17 protein-coding genes are annotated in these 16,645 nt (G+C 65.5%); 12 read left to right on the forward strand and 5 right to left on the reverse strand.

Annotated elements, in window-relative coordinates; genetic code table 11:
- Positions 1–72: 72 nt before the first annotated feature.
- From ABEH27_RS08605 to ABEH27_RS08620, 4 genes are all read right to left on the reverse strand, one after another.
- Positions 73–1,089 (reverse strand): branched-chain amino acid aminotransferase, encoded by a 1,017-nt coding sequence (locus ABEH27_RS08605; RefSeq protein ID WP_346613157.1) that lies wholly within the window; start codon positions 1,087–1,089, stop codon positions 73–75.
- 113 nt (positions 1,090–1,202) lie between these two features.
- Positions 1,203–2,804 (reverse strand): ATP-binding cassette domain-containing protein, encoded by a 1,602-nt coding sequence (locus ABEH27_RS08610; protein WP_346613158.1) that lies wholly within the window; start codon positions 2,802–2,804, stop codon positions 1,203–1,205.
- Positions 2,805–2,973: 169 nt separating this feature from the next.
- Complete coding sequence (locus ABEH27_RS08615; protein ID WP_346613159.1) at positions 2,974–3,333, reverse strand: hypothetical protein; 360 nt, start codon at positions 3,331–3,333, stop codon at positions 2,974–2,976.
- On the reverse strand, positions 3,330–3,707 hold the full coding sequence (locus tag ABEH27_RS08620; RefSeq protein ID WP_346613160.1) for a glyoxalase superfamily protein: 378 nt from the start codon (positions 3,705–3,707) through the stop codon (positions 3,330–3,332). The genes ABEH27_RS08615 and ABEH27_RS08620 overlap by 4 nt, the downstream gene beginning before the upstream one ends.
- A gap of 325 nt (positions 3,708–4,032) precedes the next feature.
- Between ABEH27_RS08620 and ABEH27_RS08625 the strand changes: the two genes are divergently transcribed.
- Genes ABEH27_RS08625 through ureG form a run of 8 tightly spaced genes read left to right on the forward strand, consistent with a single transcriptional unit; the run spans position 4,033 to position 9,586 of the window.
- Positions 4,033–4,866, forward strand: a complete 834-nt coding sequence (locus ABEH27_RS08625) for an urease accessory protein UreD (protein ID WP_346613161.1) — start codon at positions 4,033–4,035, stop codon at positions 4,864–4,866.
- Between the two features lie 9 nt (positions 4,867–4,875).
- On the forward strand, positions 4,876–5,178 hold the full coding sequence (locus ABEH27_RS08630) for an urease subunit gamma (RefSeq protein WP_346613162.1): 303 nt from the start codon (positions 4,876–4,878) through the stop codon (positions 5,176–5,178).
- A 19-nt stretch (positions 5,179–5,197) separates the two neighbouring features.
- On the forward strand, positions 5,198–5,515 hold the full coding sequence (locus tag ABEH27_RS08635) for an urease subunit beta (protein ID WP_346613163.1): 318 nt from the start codon (positions 5,198–5,200) through the stop codon (positions 5,513–5,515).
- Complete coding sequence (gene ureC, locus ABEH27_RS08640) at positions 5,512–7,215, forward strand: urease subunit alpha (protein ID WP_346613164.1); 1,704 nt, start codon at positions 5,512–5,514, stop codon at positions 7,213–7,215. Before ABEH27_RS08635 ends, ureC begins: the two co-directional genes overlap by 4 nt.
- A gap of 10 nt (positions 7,216–7,225) precedes the next feature.
- A complete protein-coding gene (gene ureE, locus ABEH27_RS08645; protein WP_346613165.1) occupies positions 7,226–7,711 on the forward strand; it encodes an urease accessory protein UreE in 486 nt (161 codons plus the stop codon).
- 20 nt (positions 7,712–7,731) lie between these two features.
- Positions 7,732–8,277: a HupE/UreJ family protein gene (locus ABEH27_RS08650; protein ID WP_346613166.1), complete on the forward strand. Its 546-nt coding sequence runs from the start codon at positions 7,732–7,734 to the stop codon at positions 8,275–8,277.
- Entirely contained in the window at positions 8,277–8,951 is a 675-nt protein-coding gene (locus ABEH27_RS08655) for an urease accessory UreF family protein (protein WP_346613167.1), read from the forward strand. Before ABEH27_RS08650 ends, ABEH27_RS08655 begins: the two co-directional genes overlap by 1 nt.
- A gap of 11 nt (positions 8,952–8,962) precedes the next feature.
- Positions 8,963–9,586, forward strand: coding sequence for an urease accessory protein UreG (ureG, locus tag ABEH27_RS08660; protein ID WP_008093751.1), 624 nt, complete (start codon positions 8,963–8,965; stop codon positions 9,584–9,586).
- Between the two features lie 512 nt (positions 9,587–10,098).
- Here the strand turns inward: ureG and ABEH27_RS08665 are convergent.
- On the reverse strand, positions 10,099–10,773 hold the full coding sequence (locus ABEH27_RS08665) for an HAD-IA family hydrolase (RefSeq protein ID WP_346613168.1): 675 nt from the start codon (positions 10,771–10,773) through the stop codon (positions 10,099–10,101).
- A gap of 94 nt (positions 10,774–10,867) precedes the next feature.
- On the opposite strand from ABEH27_RS08665, the gene lexA reads away from it, so the two are divergent.
- From lexA to ABEH27_RS08685, 4 genes are read left to right on the forward strand one after another with little or no spacing between them, the layout of a single operon-like run.
- The gene (lexA, locus tag ABEH27_RS08670) at positions 10,868–11,485 is read left to right on the forward strand and encodes a transcriptional repressor LexA (protein ID WP_346613169.1); all 618 of its coding nucleotides are present in this window, start codon (positions 10,868–10,870) and stop codon (positions 11,483–11,485) included.
- The gene (imuA, locus tag ABEH27_RS08675) at positions 11,485–12,105 is read left to right on the forward strand and encodes a translesion DNA synthesis-associated protein ImuA (RefSeq protein ID WP_346613170.1); all 621 of its coding nucleotides are present in this window, start codon (positions 11,485–11,487) and stop codon (positions 12,103–12,105) included. Before lexA ends, imuA begins: the two co-directional genes overlap by 1 nt.
- A gap of 6 nt (positions 12,106–12,111) precedes the next feature.
- A complete protein-coding gene (locus ABEH27_RS08680; RefSeq protein WP_346613171.1) occupies positions 12,112–13,530 on the forward strand; it encodes a DNA polymerase Y family protein in 1,419 nt (472 codons plus the stop codon).
- Positions 13,527–16,607, forward strand: coding sequence for an error-prone DNA polymerase (locus tag ABEH27_RS08685; RefSeq protein WP_346613172.1), 3,081 nt, complete (start codon positions 13,527–13,529; stop codon positions 16,605–16,607). The genes ABEH27_RS08680 and ABEH27_RS08685 overlap by 4 nt, the downstream gene beginning before the upstream one ends.
- The last annotated feature ends 38 nt before the right edge of the window (positions 16,608–16,645 follow it).

The raw sequence follows: 16,645 nt of genomic DNA on the forward strand, positions 1-16,645 counted from the left end.
ACCCACGGCCGGAAAACAAAACGGGGCATGCCAGTGCCTGGCATGCCCCGTGGTTCAGCGTGGCGCAGCGGCTCAGGCGACCTTGACGATCCAGCCAGCCGGCGCTTCGACGTCACCGCTCTGGATGCCGGTCAGCTCGTTGTAGAGCTTTTGGGTAACCGGGCCGACTTCGGTTTCGCTGTGGAACACATGCAGCTTGCCGTTGTACTGGATGCCACCGATCGGGGTGATAACCGCGGCAGTGCCGCAGGCGCCAGCTTCGACGAACCGCTCGAGGTTGTTGATCTCAACGTCCCCTTCGATGACTGTGAGCCCCAGGCGCGATTCGGCCAGCTCCATCAGCGACAAGCGGGTGATGCCCGGCAGCACCGACGCCGACTTCGGTGTAACGAACTCGTTGTTTGCGGTGATACCGAAGAAGTTCGCAGAACCGACTTCCTCGATTTTCTTGTGGGTCAGCGGGTCGAGGTAGATACAGTCGGCAAAGCCGGCTTTCTTTGCCTCGTAGCCTGGTTGCAGGCTGGCAGCGTAGTTGCCACCGACTTTGGCGGCGCCGGTGCCTTGTGGCGCGGCGCGGTCGTAGTCGGAGATCAGGAACTTGTGCGGCGTCATGCCGCCTTTGAAGTAGGAGCCGACCGGTATGGCAAAGACCGAGAAAATGAACTCCGGTGCGGTGCGCACACCGATGTTGTCACCCACGCCAATCACGAATGGGCGCAGGTACAAGGCACCCTTGCCATGCGGCGGGACAAAACGCTCGTTGGCCTTGACCACCTGTTTGCAGGCTTCGATGAACTGTTCGGTTGGCACGCGCGGCATCAGCAGGCGGTCGCAGCTGCGCTGCATGCGCAGGGCGTTCTGGTCGGGACGGAACAGGTTGATGGAGCCGTCCTTGCAACGGTAGGCCTTCATGCCTTCAAAGCACTGTTGGCCGTAGTGCAGGGCGGTCGAACCTTCGCTGATGTGCAGCACATTGTCTTCTGTCAGGGTGCCTTTGTCCCACTCGCCATCGCGAAACACGGACAGGTAGCGCTTGTCAGTCTTGATGTAGTCGAAGCCAAGCTTGTCCCAGTTAATCTCGTTACTCATGACACCCTCGTTTGTCTTGCAGATGCCTGATCGCTCAGGCTGCTGTTATTTGCGCACCTCGCCACGATAATACATCCGTCGCGGATCGGGAACGGCCAGTCACGAATTGGTGGTTATCTCGGGTTCAGCACCGGCGAGGGTAGTTGCAGATACCCGTCCAGCTCGAGCTGCTGAAGAAACACGCAATCATGGGAAGCCACTATCATTGCCCCCTGAAAATGCCGCAGCATAGTCTGCAGCGCTTCAAGCGACGGCAGGTCCATGTGGTTGCCCGGCTCGTCGAGTAACAGCAGATCCACTGCCCGTTCGCGGTAAAGCACGCCCGCCAACGCGGCCTTGAGGCGCTCGCCGCCGCTGAGCAGGCCACTGGGCAGCTCGATGCGCGCGGCATCGAGGCCCAAGTGGGCCAGCCGTGTGCGCAGAAGGCCTGGTTGCAATGTCGGATTAGCCTCGCGCAGGTGTTCAAGTACTGTCTGCTGCCCAGGCAGTGAGCCGCAGTTTTGGTCGAGCATCGCTACTTCGGCGCTCAAGCGGACGCTGCCGGCCTTGATGGGCAACGTATTGCACAGCACCTTGAGCAGCGTCGACTTGCCGCTGCCATTGGTACCGACCAGCCCCAGCCGCTGGCCCAGGCACACGCGCAGGTCGATCGGTTCGGCGCTGCCGCGCGGTAGCACTACGCCCTGCAGTGCGACCACTTCGCGCCCTGTGTGCCGTTGCGGTTTCGGCGCATGAAGCGTGATCGCGCTGTTTTGCTCGACCTGTAGCGCCGCTGCTTGTACCTGCGTTTGCAGCGCCCGCAGCGCGTCGCCATGGTCGCGGCGCTGTTTGCCTGCCGTGGCCTGGCTACGTTCCTGCTGGCGGTCGATGAGTATCTTTGCCTGGTTGGCGGTTTTTGCGTGATGGCGAGCGCGTGCCTGGTGGCGCTCCAGGCGTTCACGCTGCGCTTGCAGTTCGCGGGCCTGGCGCTGGCGTTCATGCCTCGCGTGGGCGAGTGCGTGCTGGGCCTGCTCACGCTGGTCGGCCTTGTGTTGCTCATAGAAGCTGTAATTGCCACCGAATGACTGCAGGCCGAGGCTCGACAGCTCGACGATACGCGCCATATGTGCGAGCAAGCTGCGGTCATGGCTGATCACCAGCAAACCCCGGCCCCACGCTTTGATCATGGCCAGCAGTTGTCCGCGGCCTTCACCGTCAAGGTGGTTGCTGGGTTCGTCCAGAATCAGGTAATCGGCATCGTTGAGCCAGGCACCAAGCAGGGCGATGCGCATGGCCTGGCCTCCGCTGAGGTCGGCAGCGGGGTAATCGGGGGTGAGGTGGCCCATGCCGTGGCGATCAAGCAGCATATGCAGCCGCTCGCGGATATCCCAATGTTCGCCCACGGTGTCGAAGTCGCGCGGGTCGATGCTGCCGTGTTCGATGCGCTGCAACGCGGCGATCACAGCGCCGACCTGGGCAAGGTCGGCGACGCGCACGCTTTGCCGAATCACCTGTTGATCCAAGTAATGCACCCTGCCATGGCGCAAGCAGCGGCCGCTGCTGGGCAAACGCAGGCCGGCAAGGATCTGCCCCAGCAGGCTTTTGCCCACGCCATTGCGCCCGACCATGCCGGTCGGGCGTTGGTCGAAGCACTCGTTCAGGTTGGTAAACAGGGGCCTGCCATCAGGCAAAACCAGAGAGACGCTGTCCAGCGTCAGGGTCGACGTATTCGTCATGCACAACTCCACTCATGCCGCGACATCCCCGGCGCAAGCCGGAGGCTGAAAGCTGGCCGTCGAACAGGACGGCGGCATCAATGGCGCATTGGACGAATACCTCGTGAAGCGGAATACGTGAGCCTAACGGACAGGCGAGGGCGGGTAAAGCACCGCTCGCCGGTTGACTTCAGCGCCCTTGCAAGCGCCTGTTCCAGTCGCCGGCATGGCTGCGTGCACAGGCCTCTTCACTGTCAAAACGCACATGCCAGGCCGGGTGGTCCAATTGCACACCTGCCTCGTCGAGAGCCTGGGCCGTCAGCTTGAGCATGCGCGCTTTCGCTTCCCCCGCCAGCGCTGCGGCCTTGTCCGCTTCGCGTTCGAAGACCCAGGTGATGCGCAGGCTGGTGGGGAACTCGTCAGCATCCAGGCGGTGAGTCAGCCAGGTAAACCCGACAATTTCCGCCTTGGCAGTTTCGCAGGCGTCGGTCAGGCAGGCGACCAGTTCGCGCTCCAGGCGCGCCAGCTCGCGTTTGCCCGGTACTTTCATTGCGCGGCCTCTTCGTCGATTTGCTGACAGAAGCGCAATAGGTTACCGAACGGGTCGCGCACCAGCATTTCCAGGCCCCAGTCGACGCGGGCGGCGTGTGGCCGGGCGTAGCCGTACTGTTTGTCCTGCAGTTCGCGCTCCAGGGCCAGCAGTTCATCGGAACGGGCGAAGACCGTTGAGCCTGGGCAGGCGTCGCCATGGTGCTCGCTCAGGTGCAGGATCAGCCCGTCACGGTGAATTTGCATATAAAGCGGCAAGTCGGGGCTGAAGCGGTGTTCCCAGTCCAGCGTGAAACCGAGGAAGTCGAAGTAGAACTCCCTGGCCTTGTCGACCGAAAAGATGCGCAGGACGGGGATTGCAGGGGCGAGGGGCATGGCGGTTCCTTGGCCGTAGGCTGAGTGCACTGCAGGGCAGTCTACGTTTTCTCCCGCCTGGCTGTCTCGCCTGGCCTCCGCAGCGGCTTGGCGCCGGCACCGAAACAGGGCCGGTGACCGCCCTCGTATCGTGCGTGATGCGCCTGTGTGCCCTATGCCAGAGCCTCTGCGCAAAAGTTTCATGCGCCTTCACCTGCGTAGTTGGCCCGCAAACTGCTATATCCCAGCCAATCGAAATTGATCGAGTGGTCAGGCCTGCAGCGCCTCCGTGCGCGGCCCCCGACCCTCGTAACGGCCATGGGCCATGAATATCAGGGGCTATAGGATGTTTCTGGCAGAACGCCTCGAACAATCTGAACAGGATGCGGGCTGGAGCGCCCACCTGCAGTTGCGCTTCATCGCACGCGGTGGCGTGACCCGCCTTGGTGCGCGCCGGCATTTCGGCCCGCTTTTGGTGCAGCGCCCGTTCTATCCGGAAGGCGCGCCGTGCCACGTTTATGTGCTGCACCCGCCTGGCGGCATCGTCGCAGGGGACCGCCTGGACCTGGACATCCACCTGGAGCCGGGTAGCCATGCGCTGCTGACCATGCCCGGTGCCAGCAAGTTCTACCGCAGTATCGGCCCCACCGCGTGGCTGACCCAGCGCTTTCACCTGCAAGCCGACAGCACGCTGGAGTGGCTACCGCAGGACAGCATTTTCTTCTCCGGCGCCCGCGCCAACCTCGACAGCCGCTTCACCCTCGAACCCGGCGCCCGCTTGCTGGCCTGGGAAACCCTGTGCCTGGGGCGGCCGGTCATGGGCGAATGCTTCGAGCATGGCGCACTGGATAGCCGACTGAGCATCGAACTGCCCGGCGAGCCTGGCCTGCATGAACGCCTGCGTATCACCGGTGGCCAGCTTGACAAGCTCGGCGGGCACCCGCTGGTGGCGACGTTCTGCGCGTCACCGGCCGACCCGTGCGTATTGGAACAGGTGCGGTCGCTGCTCGATGAACTCGACACCCCCGCAGGCGCGACCTTGCTCGGCCCGCTGTTGGTGATCCGCCTGCTCGACCACGACAACCAACACCTGCAACACACCCTGCAGCGCCTCTGGCACGTGCTGCGGCCGGCCGTTCTCGGCCTGCCCGCGTGCCCGCCGCGCATCTGGGCTACCTGAGAGAGCGCCATGGAGCTGACCCCAAGAGAGAAAGACAAACTGTTGCTGTTCACCGCTGCATTGCTGGCGGAACGGCGCCTGGCCCGTGGCCTGAAGCTCAACTACCCGGAGGCGGTAGCGCTGATCAGCGCCGCCGTGCTCGAAGGCGCGCGCGATGGCCGCACGGTGGCCGAGCTGATGAGCCTGGGCCGTGAAGTGATCGGCCGCGAACAGGTCATGAGCGGTGTCGCCGAGATGCTCCATGACGTGCAGGTTGAAGCCACGTTCCCAGACGGCACCAAACTGGTGACCGTGCATGACCCCATCGTCTGACCTGGCTGAGGAGCCCAGCATGATTCCAGGTGAAATCCAGACCGCCGCCGGCGACATCGAACTCAATGTCGGCCGTGAAACGGTCAGCGTCAGCGTGGCCAACCATGGCGACCGGCCGGTGCAGGTCGGTTCGCATTACCACTTCTTCGAGGTCAACGACGCGCTGGTGTTCGACCGTGGGCCGAGCCGTGGCTTTCGCCTCGACATCCCGGCCGGCACTGCAGTGCGGTTCGAACCCGGGCAATCACGCACCGTGCACCTGGTGGCCTATGCCGGCAAACGCGAGGTCTACGGTTTTCAGGGCAAGGTGATGGGCGCGCTGGAGGGCAGGGCATGAGCCGTATTTCGCGCCGCGCCTATGCCGACATGTTCGGCCCCACCGTCGGCGACCGCGTGCGCCTGGCAGACACCGCGTTGTGGGTGGAGGTGGAGAAGGACTTCACCATTTATGGCGAAGAGGTCAAGTTCGGCGGTGGCAAGGTCATCCGCGATGGCATGGGCCAGGGCCAGATGCTCGCTGCCGAAGCCATGGACCTAGTGCTGACCAACGCGTTGATCATCGATCACTGGGGTATCGTCAAGGCCGATATCGGCGTCAAGCATGGGCGCATCGCCGCCATCGGCAAGGCTGGCAACCCGGACGTACAACCGGGCGTCACCGTGCCGGTCGGGCCGGGTACCGAAGTGATCGCCGCCGAAGGCAAGATCGTCACGGCGGGCGGCATCGATTCGCATATTCATTTCATCTGCCCGCAGCAGGTCGAAGAAGCGCTCACCAGCGGTGTCACCACCTTTATCGGCGGCGGCACCGGCCCAGCCACCGGCACCAACGCCACCACCTGCACCCCGGGCCCGTGGTACCTGGCGCGCATGCTCCAGGCCGCCGATTGCCTGCCGATCAACATCGGCCTGCTGGGCAAGGGCAATGCCTCTCGCCCCGAAGCGCTGCGCGAGCAGATCGCCGCCGGTGCCGTGGGCCTGAAGCTGCACGAGGACTGGGGCTCGACCCCGGCCGCCATCGACTGTTGCCTGGGCGTGGCCGAAGAGATGGACATCCAGGTGGCGATCCACACCGACACGCTCAACGAGTCCGGTTGCATCGAAGACACCCTGGCCGCCATCGGTGACCGCACCATCCATACCTTCCACACCGAAGGCGCCGGCGGCGGCCATGCCCCGGACATCATCCGCGCGGCGGGGCAGGCCAATGTGCTGCCGTCCTCGACCAACCCGACCCTGCCGTACACGGTCAACACCGTGGACGAGCACCTGGACATGCTCATGGTCTGCCACCACCTGGACCCGAGCATCGCCGAGGACGTGGCCTTTGCCGAGTCGCGAATCCGCCGCGAAACCATTGCCGCCGAAGACATCCTCCACGACATGGGCGCCTTCGCCATGACGTCGTCCGACTCCCAGGCCATGGGCCGGGTGGGCGAAGTGGTGCTGCGCACCTGGCAGGTGGCGCACCAGATGAAGGTGCGCCGCGGCCCGCTGGCGCCGGACAGCAGCTACAGCGACAACTTCCGGGTCAAGCGCTACATCGCCAAATACACCCTCAACCCGGCGCTGACCCATGGCATCGCCCATGAAGTCGGTTCGGTCGAAGTGGGCAAGCTGGCCGACCTGGTGCTGTGGTCGCCGGCGTTCTTTGCGGTCAAGCCGGCCCTGGTGATCAAGGGCGGGATGATCGTCACCGCGCCCATGGGCGACATCAACGGCTCGATCCCGACCCCGCAGCCCGTGCACTACCGGCCAATGTTCGGCGCACTCGGTGCCGCCCGCCATGCCACGCGCATGACCTTCCTGCCCCAGGCCGCCATGGACCGTGGCCTGGCCCAGGAGTTGGGGCTGCAGAGCCTGATCGGCGTGGCCCATGGCTGCCGTCGCGTGCGCAAGGCCGACATGGTCCACAACACCTTGCAACCGGTGATCGAAGTCGACTCGCAAACCTACCAGGTGCGCGCCGACGGTGAACTGCTGGTGTGCGAACCGGCCCGCGAACTGCCGCTGGCCCAGCGTTATTTCCTGTTCTGAAGGAGCGAAGATGATTGTCCTGACCCGCCGGATCGCTGAATCCGACACGATCACCGGCACCGTCACCCTGGACGTCGACAGCCGCATCAAGAGCCGACTGCGGGTGACCCTCGACGATGGCCGCGAGGCCGGCCTGATGCTCGAGCGCGGCCACCTGCTGCGCGGCGGCGAGCTGCTTGCCGATGCCAGCGGCAGCCAGGTGGTGCGCGTGCTCGCGGCACCCGAAGCCGTGTCGACGGTGCGCTGCCGCGACCCGCACCTGCTGGCGCGCGCTGCCTATCACCTGGGCAACCGCCATGTACCGCTGCAGATCGAGCCCGGCTTGCTGCGCTACCAGCACGACTACGTGCTGGACGACATGCTGCGCGGCCTGGGCTTGACCGTGGAGGCCGAGCAGGCGCCGTTCGAACCGGAAGCCGGGGCCTATCAGAGCGCCCCGCACAGCCATGGCCACGCCCACGACCATCCTTTCGTGCGCCTGCCTGCGCATTCCTGAACCGCCCACCGGAGCCCACAATGAAAAAAACCCTCGCCCTTGTCCTGCTGATGGTCGCACTGCCGGCTTTCGCCCACCCTGGCCACGACAGCAACCCGCTGCACGATGGCCTGCTGCACCCGCTGACCGGCCTTGACCACCTGTTGATGCTGCTGGGCACCGGCGTGCTCGCCGCCTTGACCCGTCGCAACCTGAGCCTGCCCTTGGCGACCCTGGCGGCGATGTTCGCCGGTGCCGTGTGCGGCCACCTGTTCGGCGGCATGCTGGGCATGGAAACCGTCATCGCGGTCTCGGTGCTGGTGGCTGCCGCCGCCGTGCTGCTGCCCAGCCGCCAGTTGCTGCTGGCTTTGGCCATGCCGGTATTTGCCCTGTTCCATGGTTGGGCCCATGGCGTTGAAGCCACGCCAAGTGCGTTCTGGCTGTTCAGCGCCGGCTTTGTCACCGTCAGCGGCCTGCTGCTGGTGGTGGGCTTTGCGGTTGGGTGCCTGCTGCGCCGCCACAGCGGCCTGCAAAAAGCCTTCGGCGGCGGCCTGCTGGCCGGTGCTGCCTTGGTGCTGGTCGGTTGATGAACAGCGACCTGGCACTGCTGCGCCTGCTGCAGCTGGCCAGCCCCGGCCTGCCGGTGGGTGGCTTCACCTATTCGCAGGGGCTGGAGTGGGCCGTGGAGGCGGGCTGGGTGCGTGACATCGAAGGCTTCAGCGCCTGGCAGCGCGAGCAGATGCACGACACCCTCGCTTACCTGGACTGGCCGGTCCTGGCGCGCCTGTACCACGCCTGTGAGGCAGACGATGCCGAAGCGTTTGCGCGCTGGAGCCGTTTTCTGCTGGCCAACCGTGAAACCGCCGAACTGCGCCTGGAAGAGCAGCAGCGGGGCGCGGCGCTGGCGCGCTTGCTCGACGGCTGGCAACTGGGCCAAGCCTCGGCCTGGCGCGCCAGCCTCGAACTCAGCCAGTTGGGCGGCATGGCCTGGCTTGCCGTGCACTGGTCGATCCCGCTGCGCCAGCTTGCCCTCGGGCATGCCTTCGCCTGGCTGGAGGGCGCAGTCATGGCCGGTGTCAAGTTGGTCCCGTTCGGCCAGCAGGGGGCCCAGACCCTGCTGCGCGACCTGAGCGCAGCGCTGCCCGAGGTCATCGACCAGGCCCTGGCCCTGGGCGACGACCAGCTTGGCGGCGGCCTGCCGCTGCTGGCCATCGCCTCATCGCGTCACGAAACCCAATACACCCGTTTGTTCCGTTCTTGAGGACTGCCAACATGCAAAGCTATCAGCAACCCCTGCGCGTCGGTGTCGGCGGCCCGGTCGGTTCCGGCAAGACCGCGCTGCTCGAATGCCTGTGCAAGGCCATGCGTGATCACTACCAGATCGCTGTGGTCACCAACGACATCTACACCAAGGAAGACCAGCGCATCCTCACCGAGGCCGGTGCCCTGGAGCCTGAGCGCATCGTCGGCGTCGAGACCGGCGGCTGCCCGCACACCGCCATCCGCGAAGATGCCTCGATGAACCTGGCCGCCGTGGAAGGGCTGGCGCGCAAGTTCGGCAACCTCGAAGTGATCTTCGTGGAAAGCGGCGGCGACAACCTCAGCGCCACTTTCAGCCCGGAGCTGGCCGACCTGACCATCTATGTCATTGACGTTGCCGAAGGCGAGAAGATCCCGCGCAAGGGTGGCCCCGGTATCACCAAGTCGGACTTCCTGGTGATCAACAAGACCGACCTGGCGCCTTATGTCGGCGCCTCGCTGGAGGTGATGGAGCGCGACACCCAGCGCATGCGCCCGCAGCGTCCGTGGACGTTCAGCAACCTGAAGAAAGGTGAGGGTTTGCAGGCGGTGATTGATTTTATCGTCGAGCGGGGGATGCTCGGGGTCAGGGGGTGATGCCTGTCGGGGCATGACACAACGTTTCAGTGATGCAGAGATAGAGCGCTGCGCGGGCGGTGTATCGCGAAGCGCTTGCCTTGGGATCTTAAGCGCCCTTGAGATCGAGCGCCGCCCGCGCGGCGCATCGCGGGCAAGCCCGCTCCTACATTTGTTGCAACGCGCCGTTCCAGTCAGGCCATGGTTGTTCGCCTTGGCGCATGGCTGAAGACAGGTGGGGCGCCGGCCGCGCCAACCAAAAAATCGCGTCGTGCTAACAGGGCTGGCAACTATGGCCTATCAGGCCATGGCACGTTGCAACAAATGTGGGAGCGGGCTTGCCCGCGATGCGCCGCGCGGGCGGCGCTCGATCTCAAGGGCGCTGAAGATCCCAAGGCAAGCGCTTCGCGATGCGCCGCGCGGGCGGCGCTCGATCTCACAGGCGCTGAAGATCCCAAGGCAAGCGCTTCACGCGGCGGCGCTCGATCTCAAGAACACCAACCCCCCCCACGGCGAACACATCAAGGCATCACTCATTTCACCAACCGCCCGGCTTCCATCTGCGCAATCACCGCCCACAACCGCGGATCGTCGAAATCTTCCACCACCAAACTCGCCCCCGCAGCCAGCAACCGCTCTGGCGTCTGGGTCGTGGCGATACCAACGGTGAAAATCCCGGCACCGCTGGCGGCCTTGACCCCCGGCAACGAATCCTCGAACGCCAGCGCCTGCCCAGCCTCCGCGCCCAGGCGCTCAAGGCCAGTCAAGTAAGGCAGCGGATCCGGCTTCGGCCGCGCAAGCTCCTCAGCCACCAGCACATGCGCGAAGCGCGCCTCCAGGCCCATCGCTGCCAGCATGTGCTCGGCATTGAGCCGAGGTGCATTGGTCACCACACACATGCCAATGCCGTTGGCCTGGGCATGCTCCAGCAGGCGCACCAAGCCCGGCATGGGTTCGAGCGCCGGGGCCAGCTCACGGAACAGCGCCTCCTTGCGATCGGCCAGTACAAGGCATTCAGCCGCGCTTGCCTGCGCAAACAGTTCGGCAAACAACGGCCCATTGGCGCGGCCACTGATCTGGGCATCGAACTGCGCCTGGGTCAGTTCACGGCCGTCATGCTCACGCAGCAACTGGCGGAAAGCCTGCAAGTGCAGGGTGTCGGTATCGGTCAGGGTTCCGTCGAGGTCGAACAGCAGGGCAGTCAGCATCAGGTATCCAGGCATTGAAAAAACATAAGCCTGGGGATGATAGCGAAACCTGACGACGAAGGGGGCTGTTCAGTGTGCCACGAAAAGAGTACAAATGTGCTCCATGGACAATCTAACCCCCAAACGTCGTGCCATTCTCGAATTCATCCGTGAGCGCATTGGCGATCACGGCCAGCCGCCGAGCCTTGCCGACATCGCCAGCCGCTTCGGCTTCGCTTCGCGCAGCGTCGCGCGCAAGCACATCACCGCCTTGTGCCAGGCCGGTTACATCGACGTCACGCCCAACCAGGCGCGGGGCATCCGCCTGGCCGAGCCGCTGCGCCGCCCGGAGATCCTCGAACTGCCCGTGCTGGGCCAGGTGGCGGCAGGGGCGCCCATCGGCCCCGACCTGGGTATTCACGAACAGTTGCTGCTCGACCCCAGCCTGTTCCGCCGTACCCCGGACTACCTGCTGAAGGTGCGCGGCGACTCGATGGTCGATGACGGCATTTTCGATGGTGACCTGGTGGGTATCCGCCAGCAAGGTGATGCCCGTGACGGCCAGATCGTAGTCGCTCGCCTGGACGGCGAGGTCACCATCAAACGCCTGCAACGCCAGCCCGGAGGCTACCGGCTGTTGCCGCGCAACCCGGCCTATGCGCCGATCGATGTCGGCCCCGAGCGCGAGTTCTTCATCGAAGGCGTGTTCTGCGGCCTGCTGAGGCGCGACTGATGGGCGCGGTGGTCGATCTCGATCGGCTGCTCGACCAGCGCCAGGTCTGGCGGGGGCGCCAAGCCCAGGTGCGCCCGAGCGGGTTGCAGCCGACCGGCCATGCCCTGCTGGACCAGCGCCTGCCCGATGGCGGCTGGCCTGCGGCAGCGCTCAGCGAACTGTTGCTGGCCAGCCCTGGTTGTGGCGAGCTGCACCTGTTGTGGCCCTCGTTGGCGCGGCTGACGGCCGAAGGTGGGCGCGTGGTGCTGGTCGCCCCCCCTTTCATTCCTTACCCGCCTGCCTGGCAAGCGGCTGGCGTGGACCTACGCTGGCTGGTCCAGGTGGATGCCGAGCAGGCCGATGCGCTGTGGGCTGCCGAGCAGTGCCTGCGCTCTGGCAGCTGCGCCGCCGTGCTGTGCTGGCCGGAGCGCGCCGATGACCGTGCCCTGCGGCGGCTGCAGGTGGCGGCCGAAACCGGCCAGGCGCTGGCCTTTGCCTGCCGGCCGCAACAGGCCGCGCACAACCCTTCGCCGGCCGCGCTGCGCATCGCCATCGACACCCGGCCCGCGCAATGGCGCGTGCTCAAGTGCCGGGGCGGTATGCCGCCGGCTGCTGCCATCGCCTGCCCTGGGCGGGGCTGATGTAGCATGCTCTGGGCCTGCATTCTCCTGCCGCAACTGGCGCTGGACGCGATCCTGCGCGACCGCGACGACGCCGATGCGCCACTGGTGCTGATCGGCGGGCCGGTGCAGCGTCGCGTGCTGCAGGCCGTCAACCCCTCAGCGGCAGCACTCGGCTTGCGCGCCGGGCAAACGTTGACCGCCGCACGCGCGCTGGCCGATGGTTTCCACTGCGTCGAGGCCGATGACGCGCGCATCGACCAACTGCAGCAACTGCTCGCGGCCTGGGCCTACCGCTACAGTGCCCAGGTCAGCCTGCACTATCCGCGTGCCCTGTTGCTGGAAGTGGGCTCAAGCCTGCAGCTGTTTGGCCCTTGGCCGGTGTTCGAGGCCCGCCTGCGCGAGGAGCTGACAGCATTGGGGCTGCGCCAGCGCATTGTGCTGGCCACCAACCCGGTAGCAGCCCGCATGCTTGCCAACGGCCATGACGGCCTGGCACTGACCGACCCGCAAGACACACGAGCCGCGCTGGCACGCATGCCCATCGCGCGGATAGGGCTGCCCAAGGAAGCCGCAGAAGCCTTCGCCCGCATGGGCTTGCATCAACTTGGCCAGGTACTGGAACTGCCACGCGATGCCTTGGCCAGGCGTTTTTCCGCCCAGGTCCAGTTGCACCTGGACCAGGTGCTAGGCCTGCGCACGCTGGGGCTGGGTTTCTATCAACCGCCAGACCGTTTCGAAACGCGCTTGGAACTCAACTTCGACGTCGAGTCGCACCAGGCGCTGCTGTTCCCGTTGCGGCGCATGCTCAACGACCTTGCCGCCTTTCTTGCCGGGCGTGACTGCGGCGTTCAGCGCTTTTGCCTGTACCTGGAGCACGCCGAAGGGCCGGACACGCAATTGCAGGTTGGCCTGCTGGCCGCCGAGCGTGATGCGGCGATGCTGTTCGAGCTGGCACGTGGGCGCCTGGAGCCGCTGCGTATTCCGTCACCAGTGCGCAACGTGCGCCTGGTAGCCGATGACTTGCCGCCATTCGTGCCTCAGCACCAGGCCTTGTTCGATCCCCGTGCCCAGCAGGCCCAACCCTGGGAACAGTTGCGCGAACGCCTGCGTGCCCGCTTGGGGGACGAAGCGGTCAAGGGCCTGCGCGCTGAAGCCGACCACCGCCCCGAATGTGCCTGGCTGCCCGCCGAACAAGGCGCCCCTGGCAGCCTGCCAGCCATGCCCGGGAGCCGCCCCGGCTGGCTGTTGCCTCAGCCGCAAGTGCTGGAGGCCAGCGGGCACCGGTTGCTGGGGCAGGCCGAACGCATCGAGTCGGGCTGGTGGGACGGTGGCGATGTGCGCCGCGACTATTACCGCATCGAAACCCGTGAAGGGTTGCGTGGCTGGGCCTATCACGACCTGGCGCAACCCGGCCCGCTGTGGCTGCAGGGGTGGTTCGCATGAGCACCCCGGGCTACGCCGAACTGCATTGCCTGTCCAACTTCAGTTTCCAGCGCGGCGCCTCCAGCGCCGAGGAGCTGTTCCGTCGCGCCCGAGAGCAGGGCTACCAGGCCCTGGCAATCACTGACGAGTGCACCCTGGCAGGAATCGTGCGCGCCTGGCAGGCCGCCAAGGAGCAGCAGTTACGCTTGATCGTCGGCAGTGAAGTACAACTGCAGGATGGGCCGAAACTGGTGCTGCTGGTGCAAAACCTCAGCGGTTACCAAAACCTGTGTGCGTTGATCACCCGCGCACGGCGGCGCGCAGAGAAGGGCGATTACCAACTTTTCAGTGACGACCTGCGCCAGCATCATCAAGGTCTGCTGGCGTTATGGATTGCCGACGACCCCAGCGACCCCACACCTGGCCTGTGGCTGCAAGCCTTGTTCGGCGAACGGCTGTGGCTGGGCGTGCACCTGCATCGCGGCAGCGATGACCCACTTCGCCTGGCTCAACTGCGCGCTCTGGCGGCTCGTTTGGGTGTCCGAGCCGTAGCCTGTGGCGACGTGCACATGCACATTCGCGGTCGGCGCGCGCTGCAAGATTGCATGACCGCCATCCGCCAGCATTGCAGCGTCGCCGAGGCCGGGCGGTTCCTGTTCGCCAATGGTGAGCGCCACCTGCGCACCCGGGGTCAACTCGCCGAGCTGTACCCGGCCGACCTGCTGGCCGAAACCCTCAGCATTGCCGACCGTTGCCAGTTCGATTTGAGTGAACTCAAGTATCAATACCCACGTGAGCTGGTGCCCGAGGGGCAAACGCCTGCCAGCTGGCTTCGCCAACTGTGTGAGCGTGGCCTGCCGCTGCGCTGGCCCTCAGGGCCGAGCGACAAGGTCAGGGAAGTCCTGGAAAAAGAGCTCGCGCTGATCGAAGAACTTGGCTACGAAAGCTACTTCCTGACCGTGCACGATATCGTCGCCTTTGCCCGCAGCCAGCACATCCTCTGCCAGGGCCGCGGCTCAGCGGCCAACTCGGTGGTGTGCTTCGTGCTCGGTATCACCGAACTGGACCCGATGGCCCATCGGCTGCTGTTCGAGCGTTTCCTTTCCCGCGAGCGCAACGAGCCTCCGGATATCGACGTGGACTTCGAACATGAGCGCCGCGAAGAAGTGATCCAGTACGTGTTCCGCCGCTACGGCCGGCATCGCGCTGCGCTCACCGCGGTGGTCAACACCTATCATGCTGCCGGGGCGGTACGCGATGTGGCTCGAGTGCTTGGCTTGCCTGCCGATCAGGTGGACGCCCTGGCAAAATGCTGTGGCCGCTGGAGCGATCGCATTCCCGACGAGCAGCGCCTGGCCGAGGCGGGTTTCGAGCCTGGCAGCCCTTCATTGCAGCGCATCCTGGTGCTGGCCGGCGCGCTGATCGGCTTTCCGCGTCATCTGTCCCAGCACCCGGGTGGTTTCGTCATTTCCGAACAGCCGCTGGACCACCTGGTGCCGGTGGAAAACGCCGCCATGGCCGAACGCACGGTCATCCAGTGGGACAAGGACGACCTGGACATGGTCGGCCTGCTCAAGGTCGATGTGCTCGCCCTTGGCATGCTCAGCGCCTTGCGCCGTTGCTTTGACCTGTTGCAGCACCACCGGGGCCGGCACCTGACCCTGGCGACCATCCCCAGCGAAGACCCGGCCACGTACGCGATGATCAGCCGCGCCGAGACCATGGGTGTGTTCCAGATCGAATCTCGGGCGCAAATGGCCATGCTGCCCCGGCTCAAGCCGGTGACGTTCTACGACCTGGTGATCGAGGTGGCGATCGTGCGCCCGGGGCCTATCCAGGGTGACATGGTGCACCCCTACCTGCGCAGGCGGCTGAAGCAGGAGCCGGTCACCTACCCGTCGCCCAAGCTCAAGGAAGTGTTCGAACGTACGTTGGGCGTACCGTTGTTCCAGGAGCAGGTCATGGAACTGGCCATGGTCGCTGCCGACTACAGCCCAGGCGAGGCCGACCAGTTGCGCCGCAGCATGGCTGCATGGAAGCGCCACGGCGGCCTGGAGCCGCACCGTGAACGGCTGGTCCAGGGCATGTTGCGCAACGGTTACGATTTGGCCTTTGCCGAGCGCATCTTCGAGCAGATCAAGGGCTTTGGCAGCTACGGTTTCCCCGAGTCGCACGCGGCCAGTTTCGCGTTGCTGTGTTACGCCAGCAGCTGGCTCAAATGCCATGAGCCGGCGATATTCACCTGTGCCCTGGTCAACAGCTGGCCGATGGGTTTTTACAGCCCTGATCAGCTGCTGCAGGAGGCCCGACGCCAAGGGATAGAAGTGCGGCCGGTTGATGTATTCCATAGCCAATGGGATTGCACCCTGGAACCGGTTGCCGAGGCAGATTTGGCCATCCGCCTGGGGTTGCGCCAGATTCGCGGGTTCGCCGAAGCCGATGCCCGGCGGCTTGAAGAGGCGAGGGCGGCCAAGCCGTGGCGCGATGTTGAAGACCTGTGCTTGCGTGCAGCGCTCGACAGCAGGGCCCGTGCCCGGCTGGCCGATGCCGGGGCACTGCGCGCGCTGGCCAGCGACCGCCATCAGGCACGCTGGCAGGTGGCTGCGGTGCAGCCGCAGCTACCGTTGTTTGCAGACGTGGAGCCAGCGGCTGAGGTTGCAGTGGCGCTGCCTGCGCCAACCGTCGGCGAGGACCTGGTCGCCGATTACGACACCCTGGGCACGACGCTCGGGCCCCATCCGCTAGCGTTGTTGCGCCCACGTTTGCGGGCGCTGGGCTGTAGGAGTTCTCGCGAGCTGGCGGGTGTTGAGCATGGCGATGCGGTCGCCGTGGCCGGCCTGGTGGTGGGGCGGCAACGGCCACAGACTGCCAGCGGCGTGACCTTCGTCACCCTCGAAGATGAGTTCGGCATGGTCAATGTGGTGGTCTGGCGCGAACTGGCCGAGCGGCAGCGGCGGGCGTTGGTGGGGTCGCAACTGCTCAAGGTGAGCGGGCGGCTGGAGCAGGAGAACGGGGTGCGGCACCTGATTGCGCGGCGGCTGGAAGATGTCAGCCCGTTGTTGCAAGGGCTGGATGTTCGTAGCCGGGATTTTCACTGAGCTTACGGGCCGCCTCGCGGGCAAGCCCGCTCCTGCAG

It is taken from the genome of Pseudomonas sp. P39-UII1 (assembly GCF_039672635.1).
Taxonomy (GTDB): Bacteria; Pseudomonadota; Gammaproteobacteria; order Pseudomonadales; family Pseudomonadaceae; genus Aquipseudomonas.

Bases quoted from the DNA above. Each gene is read 5' to 3' on its own strand.
- ABEH27_RS08605 (WP_346613157.1), bottom strand. From the start codon at position 1,089: ATGAGTAACGAGATTAACTGGGACAAGCTTGGCTTCGACTACATCAAG.
- ABEH27_RS08610 (WP_346613158.1), bottom strand. From the start codon at position 2,804: ATGACGAATACGTCGACCCTGACGCTGGACAGCGTCTCTCTGGTTTTG.
- ABEH27_RS08615 (WP_346613159.1), bottom strand. From the start codon at position 3,333: ATGAAAGTACCGGGCAAACGCGAGCTGGCGCGCCTGGAGCGCGAACTG.
- ABEH27_RS08620 (WP_346613160.1), bottom strand. From the start codon at position 3,707: ATGCCCCTCGCCCCTGCAATCCCCGTCCTGCGCATCTTTTCGGTCGAC.
- ABEH27_RS08625 (WP_346613161.1), top strand. From the start codon at position 4,033: ATGTTTCTGGCAGAACGCCTCGAACAATCTGAACAGGATGCGGGCTGG.
- ABEH27_RS08630 (WP_346613162.1), top strand. From the start codon at position 4,876: ATGGAGCTGACCCCAAGAGAGAAAGACAAACTGTTGCTGTTCACCGCT.
- ABEH27_RS08635 (WP_346613163.1), top strand. From the start codon at position 5,198: ATGATTCCAGGTGAAATCCAGACCGCCGCCGGCGACATCGAACTCAAT.
- ureC (WP_346613164.1), top strand. From the start codon at position 5,512: ATGAGCCGTATTTCGCGCCGCGCCTATGCCGACATGTTCGGCCCCACC.
- ureE (WP_346613165.1), top strand. From the start codon at position 7,226: ATGATTGTCCTGACCCGCCGGATCGCTGAATCCGACACGATCACCGGC.
- ABEH27_RS08650 (WP_346613166.1), top strand. From the start codon at position 7,732: ATGAAAAAAACCCTCGCCCTTGTCCTGCTGATGGTCGCACTGCCGGCT.
- ABEH27_RS08655 (WP_346613167.1), top strand. From the start codon at position 8,277: ATGAACAGCGACCTGGCACTGCTGCGCCTGCTGCAGCTGGCCAGCCCC.
- ureG (WP_008093751.1), top strand. From the start codon at position 8,963: ATGCAAAGCTATCAGCAACCCCTGCGCGTCGGTGTCGGCGGCCCGGTC.
- ABEH27_RS08665 (WP_346613168.1), bottom strand. From the start codon at position 10,773: ATGCTGACTGCCCTGCTGTTCGACCTCGACGGAACCCTGACCGATACC.
- lexA (WP_346613169.1), top strand. From the start codon at position 10,868: ATGTGCTCCATGGACAATCTAACCCCCAAACGTCGTGCCATTCTCGAA.
- imuA (WP_346613170.1), top strand. From the start codon at position 11,485: ATGGGCGCGGTGGTCGATCTCGATCGGCTGCTCGACCAGCGCCAGGTC.
- ABEH27_RS08680 (WP_346613171.1), top strand. From the start codon at position 12,112: ATGCTCTGGGCCTGCATTCTCCTGCCGCAACTGGCGCTGGACGCGATC.
- ABEH27_RS08685 (WP_346613172.1), top strand. From the start codon at position 13,527: ATGAGCACCCCGGGCTACGCCGAACTGCATTGCCTGTCCAACTTCAGT.